Genomic DNA, 13,636 nt, shown 5'->3' with positions numbered 1-13,636 from the left:
TGGGTAAGCAGATGGTTCAAATTGAAGAGTAAGGAGATACTGCACCAACTGGCCGAGATCGTGTAGAGAATTCTGGCCCACAAGCAATCCAGCCCCGTTCTCCAAAATTCACTGCACTAACTTGTCGAGAACGTGTAGAGAATTATCGCGACTAAGCAATCGAGTCACAGTTCCACTGGATTCACTGCACTAACTGGCCGATATTGTGCAGAGAATCATCGCGACTAAGTAATCGAGTTCTCGTACCGTTGAATTCACTACACTAACTCAGGGAGAACGTGTAGAGAATCATCGCGACCAAGCAATCAAGTTCTCGTGTCTCTGAATTCACTGCCCTAATCCAGCGAGATCGTGTAGAGAATTCTGGCCCACAAGCAGTCAAGCCCCCGTTCTCCAAAATTCACTACACTAACTAAGGGATAACGTGTAGAGAATCATCGCGCCCAAGTAATCGGGTCACAGTTCCACTGAATTCACTACACTAACTCAGGAAGAACGTGTAGAGAATCATTGCAACCAAGCCCCCGTTTTTCAAAACCCACTACACTAACTCAGGGAGAACGTGCAGAGAATCAGCGCAACCAAGCAACCGAGCCCCATTCTATTAAATTCACTGCCCTAATCCAGCGATAACGTGTAGTGAAACCATCCAATCCACCCAGCAATCCCAATATCAGTCCTTATAAATAAGCAGACGATTCCTCAACAAATTGTCTGACAAATTAGCCATTCCCTACTTTGGTATGCTATAATTTTGAAAAGATAAAATAGGAGGAATGTGCTGTGCGAGATCAAAAACATGCCAAACAGGTGCTCGAGCTAGAATCTGAGCGCATTAAGCGTTTGATTGATAGCCAAAAAGACCATCTCTGCTTTGCCCAGTGTCCAGCTTTTGAAGAGGTTGTTGATACTCAGATGTATGGCTTTTCTAAGCAAGTGGCCTTCGCGGTTTCAATCGATGTGATTAGCCCAGAAGAGGGGCAAGAGATGCTGAGTGAGCTAGATAGTCAACTAAACCAAGTTTATACTGATATTTTTGAAAACAAGGATCATTTTCGCCTAAGTAATGGGGGGCAAGTTTACCATGGCCAAGATTCCCAAGCTGATTAGGGGTAAAAAAGCCAGGGGCCAGTCCAAACACCAAGGCCAAAAGCAGACTAAGAAAAAAGGCTGGATTCCAAAGGCTAATTGGGCGGACCTGGTCAACTACCTGGACCTGCCTGTCTTTGTGGTCTATATCGTGCTCAGCCTGTTGGGGGTCTTTTTTGTCTATTCAGCCTCGTCCTATACGGCGGCTGCCAACGACTTGTCGCCTGCCCATTATGCGGTGCGCCAGGCCTCTTTCCTTGTATTCGCTTTTGCTGCTGGTTTTTTTATTTACCGCTTTAATATTGAAAAGGTTTTCCGTAATAAGAATGTTCTCAAGGGGCTGGCGCTCATACTGACTCTAGCCATGCTCTATGTGTCATTTTTCGGCCAGGTTATTTCCGGGGCCCAAGGCTGGATTCAAATTGCCGGTATCTCGATTCAACCGGTAGAGTTCCTTAAGCCCGCTACTATTCTCTTGTTGGCCCATATTTTTGCCGATGAAGAAGACCTGATTTACCAGCAAGGCCTCAGCCAGATCCTTACTAACCAGGCCAAGCACAAGACCCGTAACCGGCTTATCCTGGCCTTGATCCTCTTTTGGTTAGGCCTCACCTTCGCCCTGCCGGATATGGGTGGGGTGGCCATCCTAGCCAGTCTGACCCTGGTCATGTTTCTGGCTTCTGGTATTGATGTCAAGTTCGCCAAATATACGGGGATCGCTATTGGGGGCGCCTATATTATCGGGACCCTCTTCCTCAAGCTCTTCGATATTTCTGGCTGGGTCGATAGCGCTGGTAGCCTGGGTTACCAGATTAACCGCCTGACCGCCTATGCCCATCCCTTTAAAGATGAGCTCAACACCGGCCTACAATTAATTAACTCCCTCTACGCCCTGTCTAATGGGGGACTGTTTGGTCTGGGGATTGGTCAGTCTATTCAAAAGACCGGCTACCTACCTGAGCCCTATACCGATTTTATTATGGCCATTGTCGGCGAGGAATACGGCTTTATTGTATTGATGCTGATTCTGGGGGCCTACCTCTATATGGTCTTCCATTTATTTTACCGGGCCATTAAAATGGAAAAAAGCTACCACCAGCTGGTTTTGATTGGGATAGCCACTTATTTCCTAGTTCAATTTGTGATTAACATTGGTGGGGCGATTGGCCTCTTGCCGATTACCGGGATTACCTTCCCTTTTATTTCATACGGGGGCTCATCCATCCTGACCTCAACCATTATGGTGGCCCTGGCCCTATCAACCATTCGGGATGCCCGCCGCACCCAGCAAATTCGCGAGCGGCGCAAGATCCACTATATCTATCCCCAAAATGAAAAATCTAGTCAAGTTTAAGGAGAGACATGATGATTAATAAAGTTTTAGTTGCCAACCGTGGTGAAATCGCCATCCGGGTCTTTCGGGCCTGTGCCGAATTAGATATCGCCACCGTGGCCATTTATGCCAAAGAAGATGAACTGTCCGTCCACCGCTTCAAGGCCGATGAAGCCTACCTGGTCGGTGCCGGCGATAAGCCAGTTGAAGCCTACCTGGATATTGAAGATATTATCCGCATTGCCAAGGAAACGGGCGCTGATGCCATCCATCCGGGCTATGGCTTCCTATCTGAAAATATTAACTTTGCCCGCCGTTGCCAAGAAGAGGGCATTATCTTCATCGGACCAGAACTGGACACCCTGGATACCTTTGGTGACAAGATGAAGGCCAAGCAGGCTGCTAAGGCCGCTAACATTGCCGGTATTCCTGGGTCTGATGGGCCAGTTACATCCGTAGAAGAAGTCCATGACTTTGCCCAAGAAGCTGGTTTCCCAATTATCATTAAGGCCGCTTTAGGTGGTGGCGGTCGCGGGATGCGGGTGGTGCGCTCTGAGGAAGAAATCCAAGAGAACTACGAAGCCGCCATTTCTGAAGCTACCAAGGCTTTTGGTTCAGGTGTCGTGTACGTAGAAAAATACATCGAGAACCCTAAACATATCGAAGTCCAAATTCTAGGTGACACGGCCGGTAATGTCATGCACCTGTGGGAGCGGGATTGTTCCGTGCAACGCCGCCACCAAAAGGTTGTTGAAGTGGCGCCTACGGTATCTATGAGCCAGGAGACCCGCGAGAAAATCTGTGGGGCGGCCCGTGATTTTATGGCCCATATCGGCTATGTCAATGCCGGTACGGTTGAATTCCTACTGGATGGTGAGGACTTCTACTTTATCGAAGTCAACCCGCGTGTCCAGGTTGAACACACCATCACTGAACAAATCACTGGTGTGGACATTGTCCAAGCCCAAATCCAAATTGCGGCCGGTAAAACCCTGCAAGAAATCGGCATTCCTAAGCAAGAAGACTTGCCGTTAATGGGTTATGCCATCCAGTGCCGGATTACGACTGAAGATCCTAAGCAAGGCTTTCTACCGGATACGGGTAAAATCAACACCTACCGGTCACCAGGTGGTTTTGGTATTCGCCTGGATGCCGGCAATGGCTTCCAAAATGCGGTGGTAACACCCTATTATGACTCCATGCTGACCAAGCTGATTTCCCACGCCATGACCTTCGACCAAGCGGTTAAGAAGATGAACCGGGCCCTGCGCGAGTACCGGATTCGTGGTGTTAAGAACAATATTCCCTTTATGCGCAAGGTTCTTGACCACCCAACCTTCCAAAGTGGCCGAGCGACGACCACCTTTATCGATCAAACACCAGCACTATTTGATTTCCCATCTGACCGCTATTCTAACCGGGGTAACAAGGTCCTCCAATATATCGCGGATACCACGGTTAACGGCTTCCCTGGCCTGGAGCAAAAAGAAAAACCGCTCTATACCAAGGCTAAAGTCCCTGAATTAGAAGTGGTTGACCAACACGGTCGCACCGCCAAACAAGTCTTTGACCAAGAAGGGGTCAAGGGACTGCAAAATTGGATCAGCCAACGTGAGGATGTCCTCTTAACCGATACCACTATGCGGGATGCCCACCAGTCGCTCATGGCGACCCGGATGCGGACCCGGGATATGTTGGCGGCGGCCCAGGCCTATGAAGCAGCCAATCCTTATATCTTCTCAGCTGAAGTTTGGGGTGGGGCCACCTTTGATACCGCCTACCGGTTTCTAACTGAGAACCCGTGGGTGCGCTTGAAACAACTGCGTGCAGCCATGCCAAATACCCTTCTACAAATGCTCTTTAGAGGGTCAAATGGGGTCGGCTACACGGCCTATCCAGATAATGTCTTAGAGGCTTTTATCCAAGAAGCCAGCCAGTCTGGCATTGATATCTTCCGGATTTTTGATAGTCTCAACTGGACCGAACAGATGAAACGGCCGATGCAGTATGCCAAGGATGCCGGTAAAATCGTTGAAGCCGCCATGTGCTATACCGGCGATATTCTCGACCCGAGTCGGCTGAAGTATTCGATTCAGTACTATGTCGATTTAGCTAAAGAACTCCAAGACCTAGGTGCCGACATTATTGCTATCAAGGATATGGCCGGTCTCTTAAAACCACAGGCGGCTTATGCCCTGATTTCTGAATTAAAAGACCAGGTTGACCTGCCAATTCACCTCCATACCCATGACACTGCGGGTAACGGTATTATGACCTATGCTGAAGCCAGCCGGGCCGGGGTGGATATTGTCGATGTGGCAACATCGGCCCTGTCCTCATCAACTTCACAACCGTCGATGACCAGCTTCTACTATGCCCTTGAGGACAGCCCACGCAAGCCTGACCTCCATGTGGCCAATGCCCAGAAGATGAACCAATACTGGTCAGGCGTGCGGGAATACTATGAAGATTTCATCTCCGGCCTGAAATCACCAGAGACTGAAATCTACAAGACAGAAATGCCTGGTGGCCAGTACACCAACCTCCAACAACAAGCCAAGGGCGTTGGCCTCGGTGACCGTTGGAACGAAATCAAGCAAATGTACCACGATGTTAACCTGCTCTTTGGTGATATTGTCAAAGTCACCCCATCATCTAAGGTAGTGGGGGACATGGCCCTCTTTATGGTGCAAAATAATATTTCAGTGGCTGACTTCTTTGAAAAGGGTAAAAATATCGACTTCCCTGAATCAGTAATTGAATTCTTCCAAGGCAAACTCGGTCAACCAGCCGGTGGTTTCCCTGAGGATGTACAAGAAATTATTCTCAAGGGCGCACCAGCTACAACTGAACGCCCAGGTGCCCTCCTAGAATCAGTTGATTTTGAGGCTGTCAAAGCTGAATTAGCCGAAAAAATCAAGGCCGAGCCAAGCCAGCAGGATGTCTTAGCCTATATCATGTATCCTAAGGTCTTCTTAGATTACCGGGTGAAAACTGACCGCTATGCCGATCTATCGATTGTGGATACGCCAACCTTCTTTAGAGGGATGAAGGTCGGTGAATCAGTTGAGGTTGAGATTGAAAAGGGTAAAGTGCTCTTAATTCGTCTCATCCAAATCGGTGAAGTTGACCATGCCGGCCAACGGATTATTTGGTTTGAACTCAATGGCCAGCGTCGGGAAATTGTGGTCCAAGACCAGGCTGCCTCAACTAATGTGGCTGTTCGCCAAAAGGCTGACCCAAGTAATCCGCACCACATTGGCGCCACCATGCCAGGTAACATCCTCAAGGTGGCCGTTAAAGCAGGTGACAGCGTTAAGGCTGGCCAAGTCGTCCTGATTACAGAGTCAATGAAGATGGAAACCACCATTAAAGCCCCAACCGCTGGTAAGGTCAATGAAGTGCTTGTCCAAGCTGGCGACCAGGTACAAACAGGAGACCTGTTAATTAGCTTGGACTCGGAATAGAGGGATTAGCATGACAGAAGTATATGATAACCAGCTGGATTTAGACCAAAATCAGGCGGAAGCTAACCACGGCCAAAGGGATGACCATAGCCCCGATACTAGTCAAGGGCAAGCTGCTGGTGACCACCAAGTGGTTGATCAAACAGTAACTGGTCAGACTAGCCAGGCTCAGGGGCAAACAAGTAATCCATACCGGGAACTTGTGCTTGGTCAGAACCGTCAGGAATTAATTATCCAGCTTTATTCGACAAAGAAGCTAGACCCGCTCCGCAAGATTGGCTACATTCATTATGTATCTGAGCGCATGAAATATATGATTATGTATGTCGACATTGACCAGGTCGACCAGGCCCTAAAAAGGTTAAATAAATTACACATGGTTAGGCAGGTTGCTATTAGCCCTCTGCAGACCATGGATATGGATTTCTTGACAGTCCTAGAACGTTATGAAGCAGCGCGTGGACCAGCGCATGCAAGTCAGCAGGACCATGATACAGGTGATGGTGAAGCGACAAAAGCGTAAGGACTTAGCAGAAAACTAATATGTAGGCAAAAGACCGAGCACACGCTCGGTCTTTTTGTATTGTTTAAAACAGTTTCTAATACAAAATACCGTCATGAAGCGCATATTTATAATAATTATTCAAGTAAAATAAGAACAAAAATGTATGAAAAGACATATAAAAAATTTCACAATATGCAAATATAAGTCTATTTTTAAGCAAAAAGTAAAATTATGCACATTTAAGTTTACTTTTTATAAAATTTTGGCTTATAATCTAGTCAGTTAAATGTTTATTTTAAACACTTTATTAACAGAAATTGTATTTATAAAATTGAGGGGGACTTAATTTGCTAGGTAAAAATAATACACAAGCCCGTCGCGAAAAGATGGGTAACAAAGTATATAAATATGCAATTAAGCGGCTTAGTGTAGGTGTTGCTTCTGTTGCAGTGGCAGCAGGCATCCTATTCTCAAGCCAAGAACAAGTAGCACAAGCTGCTAGTGAAACAGGTGTTGAGGCAACTACTCCGGGTGACACAAGTTCAGCGGATGCTGCCCAACCAGAAGCCGAAGCGCCAACTGACCCAGTTGCGCAACCAGGGGAAGAAACAACAGCTGCACCAGGTGCTGAAGAAGCAACCGGCAAACCAGCTGAAGCTGATGCTCCTACTGAAGAAGCACCAGCTCCTGAAGCATCAACAGCAACTCCAGCTGAAGATGACAAGCTTCCTGAAGGTGCGGTTAATACTGCTGAGCCTGAAGCTGCACCAGCAGATGGATCAGTTGAAGAGCCGGTACAACCTGAAGTTAAACCAGCTTCCAGTATTGAACCAAAGAATCTGATTGAAAAAGGCGAAGAAGGGGAAACCGTAAAAACAAGAAACGAAGTTGAACCTCGAGCCAATGAATTAACCTTTGGTAAAGATAAAGATGGAAATATCATTAGCAAAGAAGCTTCAGAGGCAGTCGCTAATAAATCTGAATTAGCTGAGGCTAAATCTTATGAATGGGTCAAAAGTCCTGAAATTGGCGATACAAAAGCTCATGTCAAAGTTACTTATAATGATGGTTCTTATGACATCTTAGAAGTTAACGTCCAAACACCAAATAGACCTGAAGATGAACCAGGTTCAAACGTCATCACATCAGGCGGTACTAGCGAAGCAGATGCTATTGAAGCAACAGGAAATGATCCAAGAGCTAGTTTCACTTACCAAGGTAGAGCTTGGATTGAAAATGAACCGAGCTTTGGTGGTGGTCCAGATGATGGCGACCAACCTGTAGCTGGACAAAAAATCTACCTTCAATGGCGGGATCACAAAGGTATCATTTCTCCAATCTTCTATACAACCACTAAGGCAGATGGAACATTTATCTTTGATTTATCAAGACCCGTATTAAACGCCGATGGTTCTATGACTAAATTTACCCTCACAGGTCTTAATGGAGCTAAGACTGGTGTTAGAACATGGGCAGAACCTCTTGAAGGATATTCTGTCGTAAAATCAGGAGATATGTACGGTGCTAGATTCCAAACTAGACTTGATAGAACTCAGGAAAACTGGGACTTCACTGTCGGCGTTGAAAGGATCGTTGGTGGTGTTGTTCAGTATCAAAGAAAACCAAATGTTGAAGGTTGGTTAGCCAAACCAGAAAGTGAATGGGTAAGACCAGACACGACTGATGGCTACTGGCCAGATAATGGTAACTACGGAGTCATGCGTGGTAAAGTTTGGTATGAAAACAACGAAACCAATGGTGGGGTTACAAACGAGTATCTAGGTCAACCAGGTAATGGTGATGTATGGGCAACTGGTATGGAAGTCGTTGGTTCCTATGTTAATGATGAAGTAGCTCGTCAGTTTGACCAATGGAGAGATAATAATAAAGGCTATACCCATGACCAATTCAAACAAGCGCAAAAAGATATCATTGCTGCTTATGAAGCGGAGCATGGTAAGGGATCTGCTATTGCTGAAACTGTAGTAGGTAAGGTGGACAAAGATGGTAACTATAGAATTCCATTTAGAGGTCTATATGGTGTCTCTAGAAATAGACAAAATGCACCAGCTCAAATATCTAATAAAATTACTGATGAAGAGTTTGGTGAACTTGTAAGAGATGAAGAAGTAAATCACTCTGATTCAAGAGTTTGGGATGGAATTGTTAACCTAAGAAACCGTCATATTAATTATGACTATTCATATGTTTACCCACTTGTAGGTAATAATGATGTTTGGATGAAGATGTATGAGGATAACATGTTCCAATCTTCCTACTCAATTGGGGGACAATTAAATGCAGGAACGAATATTTCCGGTATCCAGTTCGCAATCCTTGCGGCTCAGCCAGTCCATGATGTAACCAATAAAGATACAAATGAAAATTGGGCAAAACCAGGTGACACGGCTGAATCTCATACCAAAGGCTTGCATCCTAATCAAGTTTACAAAGTTAGATGGTTCAAAGATGGTGAAGCTATAGGCGAAGCCGTAGAAATGAGATCTGATAACTTAGGTGAATTTGGCTCTGTTCCAATTACTGTGTCAGATGATTTAACAGATGATTCAGTTTATACATCTGCAGTATTTACAGCAAATGATAAAGCTGATAACTTGGCAAATGCGCTTTATGTTGATTCATTCATTGCAAGACCAGTAGTTAAGAAAGTTAATCAAGCAGACCCTGTTAAGAAAGGCTATGCCCGAGTAACCTTCTTACCAGGTGAAGACGGCGCCTTTGATAATGGTAGTGGAGCAGTATACTATGATGTCCTGGAAAACTATACATTAAAAGAAGCTCAGGAAGCAGCTAAAAATTCAGCCGTTCCATTAGAGATTCCTAATGTAACACCAGCTGATAATGTATATCCATTCCAAGGATGGAAGCTAAATACTAACAACAAATTTAGTTCATTAGATGCTACAAGCGTTAAACTTAAAGACCTAGCAGATGCTGATGCTAAGCTTCAAAATGGTGTTCCTGTAACATTTGTAGCAGGTTATGCTAAAGAAAAAGATGCGGCTAAATACACTCCAGCTTACGCAGAAACAGCAGGCGAAGTTGGCAAAGAAGCTAAATCAGCAGCTCCAACTTTCACAGATAAAGATGGCAAAGCAGCAACACCAAAAGTTAATTCTTATAAACTAGGTGAAGGTGCTCCTGCAGGTGCGACAATTGATGAGGCAACAGGTGTTGTTACTTATACACCAACAGAAGCTGATGCAGGCAAGACTGTAGAAGTACCAGTTGTTGTAACTTACGCTGATGATTCTACTGATAATGTTAAAGCTCCAATTAAGGTTGCTCAATTAGATGATGTTATCGACAGAACTGATGACCCAAGTAAACCAACACCAGAAGGTTATGTAAGAGTAACATTAGATGCAGGTGAAGGTGCCAAGCTTAAAGATGGTCAAACTAAGAAAGTTTACGACGTTAAGAAGGGTAAATCTTTAGCAGAAAATCAATATCCTCAAGTAGAAGTTGACCCTGCTAAGAAGAATGACTACAAGGATCCGATTACATGGACAGTAGCACCAGGTACGCCAATTAACGAACAAACTGATATCGTTGCTAACGCTACTAAGACTGAAGCCAATACAAATGAACCAGTAGGTAAAGACCAAACGGTTAAAGTTGGCGAGCCAGTAGACTCAGACAAGTCAATCGAAAACTTGACAGATCTACCAGCCGGTACCAAGACTTCATTCAAAGAACCAGTAGACACAACAACAGAAGGCCAAAAAGACGCCACAGTAGTTGTCACTTACCCAGATGGTTCAACAGATGAAGTGCCAGTTAAGGTTAATGTAGAGAAGAACCCTACTCAAGCTGATACCAATACACCAGTAGGTAAAGACCAAACGGTTAAAGTTGGCGAGCCAGTAGACTCAGACAAGTCAATCGAAAACTTGACAGATCTACCAGCCGGTACCAAGACTTCATTCAAAGAACCAGTAGACACAACAACAGAAGGCCAAAAAGACGCCACAGTAGTTGTCACTTACCCAGATGGTTCAACAGATGAAGTGCCAGTTAAGGTTAATGTAGAGAAGAACCCTACTCAAGCTGATACCAATACACCAGTAGGTAAAGACCAAACGGTTAAAGTTGGCGAGCCAGTAGACTCAGACAAGTCAATCGAAAACTTGACAGATCTACCAGCCGGAACTAAGACTTCATTCAAAGAACCGGTAGACACAACAACAGAAGGTCAAAAAGACGCTACAGTGGTTGTAACATACCCAGATGGTTCAACAGATGAAGTACCAGTTAAGGTTAATGTAGAGAAGAACCCTACTCAAGCTGATACCAATACACCAGTAGGTAAAGATCAGACTGTTAAAGTTGGCGAGCCAGTAGACTCAGACAAGTCAATTGAAAACTTGAAAGATCTACCAGCCGGAACTAAGACTTCATTCAAAGAACCGGTAGACACAACAACAGAAGGTCAAAAAGACGCTACAGTGGTTGTAACATACCCAGATGGTTCAACAGATGAAGTGCCAGTTAAGGTTAATGTAGAGAAGAACCCTACTCAAGCTGATACCAATACACCAGTAGGTAAAGATCAGACTGTTAAAGTTGGCGAGCCAGTAGACTCAGACAAGTCAATTGAAAACTTGAAAGATCTACCAGCCGGAACTAAGACTTCATTCAAAGAACCGGTAGACACAACAACAGAAGGTCAAAAAGACGCTACAGTGGTTGTAACATACCCAGATGGTTCAACAGATGAAGTGCCAGTTAAGGTTAATGTAGAGAAGAACCCTACTCAAGCTGATACCAATACACCAGTAGGTAAAGATCAGACTGTTAAAGTTGGCGAGCCAGTAGACTCAGACAAGTCAATTGAAAACTTGAAAGATCTACCAGCCGGAACTAAGACTTCATTCAAAGAACCGGTAGACACAACAACAGAAGGTCAAAAAGACGCCACAGTAGTTGTAACATACCCAGATGGTTCAACAGATGAAGTGCCAGTAAAAGTTAATGTTAAAAAAGAATTAACTCAAGCTGATGAAACTACCCCAACTGTACCTGCTGACAAGACACCAGTTGAAGATAAGAACCAGTTAACTCAAGATGAGAAAGACCAAGTTAAGAAAGCCATCGAAGATGCGAACAAGGATACATTCCCTGCAGCTAAAGATGGTCAAGAACCAACTAAGGTAGAAGTTGATGATAAAGGTAACGCTACTATCACTTACCCAGACGGTTCTAAGGATACTATCCCATCTGAAGACTTAATCCGTGAAAAGACTAAAGTCACTGGTGAAGCTAAAGAAGTTGAACCAACTGATAAAGAACAAGCAACTGGTCTAAGAGTTGAGAACCAAGATAAAGGTACGCCAACTAAAGTGACTGCTAAAGATGAAGACGGCAACAATGTACCAGTAACTGTAGACAAAGATGGTAACATCTTAGTCACTCCAGGTACAAAAGTTGACGGTCCAATCACTGTAACAGTTGAAGACCAAGACTTACCAGGTGGTAAGAAAGACTTCGAAGTACCAGTTAAAGGTCATGAAAAAGGACGTAACGATAATGGTACATCAGTTGATGATTCTAAGGTAACCCCAGTAGATCCAACTGACGAAAAACAAGGTACTGGCATTATCGTTAACAACCCTGATAAAGACACTAAAGTGACTGCTAAGGATGAAGACGGTAAAGATGTACCGGTTGAAATCAACCCAGAAACTGGTGAAGTAGAAGTTACCCCAGGTACTAAGGTAGACGGTCCAATCACTGTAATCGTTGAAGACCCAGACTTACCAGGTGGTAAGAAAGAAATTGAAGTACCAGTAAACGGTCACGAAAAAGGTCGCGATGACAACGGTTCAGACAAGACAGATGCTAAGACATCAGTTGACCAAACAGGTGTTAAACCAGTTAACCCAACTGACGACAAACAAGGTACTGGCATCATCGTCAACAATCCTGATAAAGACACGAAAGTGACTGCCAAGGATGAAGATGGTAATGATGTACCAGTAGTCATCAACCCAGAAACTGGTGAAGTAGAAGTTACCCCAGGTACTAAGGTAGACGGCCCAATTACTGTAATCGTTGAAGACCCAGAATTACCAGGTGGTAAGGTTGAAATCACTGTTCCTGTAGTAGGTCATGAAGCTGGCCGTGATGATAACGGTTCAGACAAGACTGACAAAGCAACGACAGTTGATCAAACAGGTGTTAAACCAGTTAACCCAACTGATGACAAACAAGGTACTGGCATCATCGTCAACAATCCTGATAAAGACACGAAAGTGACTGCCAAGGATGAAGACGGTAAAGATGTACCGGTAGTAATCAACCCAGAAACTGGTGAAATTGAAGTAACCCCAGGTACCAATGTGGACGGACCGATTACTGTAATCGTTGAAGATCCAGAATTACCAGGTGGTAAGGTTGAAATTACTGTGCCAGTAGTAGTAGGTCATGAAGCTGGTCGCGATGATAACGCTAAGGGTGCGCCTAGTCAAACAGGTAAAGGTCAGGCAACTGGTCAATCAGCTAAGCAAGCTACTAAGGCAGCCCTACCTAATACAGGTGCGGTAACTGGTTTAGGAACTCTAGGCGTTGTGCTTGCCGGTATCGGTTCAGTATTTGCCCTTGCTGGTAAAAAACGCAAAGAGGACTAATCCTAAAATGTAACCTCCTAGTATAAAAACAAATAGCCATACCCACACACCCACACATGGCTCGTTAGCCCCCACCAATTTGGCGGGGGCTTTTTTGGCTCTTTGTCAAATACTGTGGTAAGTGAGGATAAATGTAAGGTAAGCGGGGATAAATTAGGTACCTAGCAACCTTTGGTTGAATGCTGTAGATTTAATTTAATCTCAATAGAAAGGATGTTATTAATGTCAAATATTGAAATGGTAAAGGTTAAATCTACAGACGAACGAAAAAATCAACATTTCTATCAAGATTCTAGAAAAATGATTCTCAGCCTAAAGAAAGCAGGATTATTGTAAACGGCAATTATAAAATGTAGGAAATCGGTAATTTAAAATTGTCGTTTTTCCTACATTTTTTATATATTTTTCTTATCCCCTTTTCAGAAATGGAGGAATGAGGATGAGAAAAGTTCATCTATTAATATATGTAATATATTTTTCATATTCTTTATTAGGGCAGCGGGGGAAAGAAACAATTGGTGATTGTTGGCATATATTTTTAAGCTATCCAATGTTTTTAAGTATCTGACAGAGGCCTTGTTCAGTATCACTT

The 13,636-nt window shown here is 44.3% G+C and carries 5 protein-coding genes; all 5 read left to right on the top strand.

The genetic code is table 11. The features are described 5' to 3' along the window. The first annotated feature begins 783 nt into the window (after nucleotides 1–783). Complete coding sequence (locus AWM75_RS02890) at nucleotides 784–1,110, top strand: Fpa/YlaN family protein (RefSeq protein WP_067978002.1); 327 nt, start codon at nucleotides 784–786, stop codon at nucleotides 1,108–1,110. Next, nucleotides 1,085–2,443: an FtsW/RodA/SpoVE family cell cycle protein gene (locus AWM75_RS02885; RefSeq protein ID WP_067977999.1), complete on the top strand. Its 1,359-nt coding sequence runs from the start codon at nucleotides 1,085–1,087 to the stop codon at nucleotides 2,441–2,443. The genes AWM75_RS02890 and AWM75_RS02885 overlap by 26 nt, the downstream gene beginning before the upstream one ends. 14 nt (nucleotides 2,444–2,457) lie before the next feature. Next, a complete protein-coding gene (locus tag AWM75_RS02880) occupies nucleotides 2,458–5,889 on the top strand; it encodes a pyruvate carboxylase (RefSeq protein ID WP_067980859.1) in 3,432 nt (1,143 codons plus the stop codon). A 10-nt stretch (nucleotides 5,890–5,899) separates the two neighbouring features. Then, nucleotides 5,900–6,412, top strand: coding sequence for a YlbG family protein (locus AWM75_RS02875; protein ID WP_067977998.1), 513 nt, complete (start codon nucleotides 5,900–5,902; stop codon nucleotides 6,410–6,412). A 329-nt stretch (nucleotides 6,413–6,741) separates the two neighbouring features. Then, entirely contained in the window at nucleotides 6,742–13,044 is a 6,303-nt protein-coding gene (locus tag AWM75_RS02870; protein WP_067977995.1) for a Rib/alpha-like domain-containing protein, read from the top strand. Nucleotides 13,045–13,636 lie beyond the last annotated feature (592 nt).

Origin of the sequence: Aerococcus urinaehominis (assembly GCF_001543245.1) — a bacterium.
GTDB classification, from domain to species: domain Bacteria; phylum Bacillota; class Bacilli; order Lactobacillales; family Aerococcaceae; genus Aerococcus; species Aerococcus urinaehominis.
Note: the sequence above shows the minus strand (reverse complement) of the source record. Positions and strands in the feature narration are given on the sequence as shown.

Coding starts and splice junctions, on each gene's coding strand:
- AWM75_RS02875 (WP_067977998.1), top strand. CDS start 5,900: ATGACAGAAGTATATGATAACCAGCTGGATTTAGACCAAAATCAGGCG.
- AWM75_RS02885 (WP_067977999.1), top strand. CDS start 1,085: ATGGCCAAGATTCCCAAGCTGATTAGGGGTAAAAAAGCCAGGGGCCAG.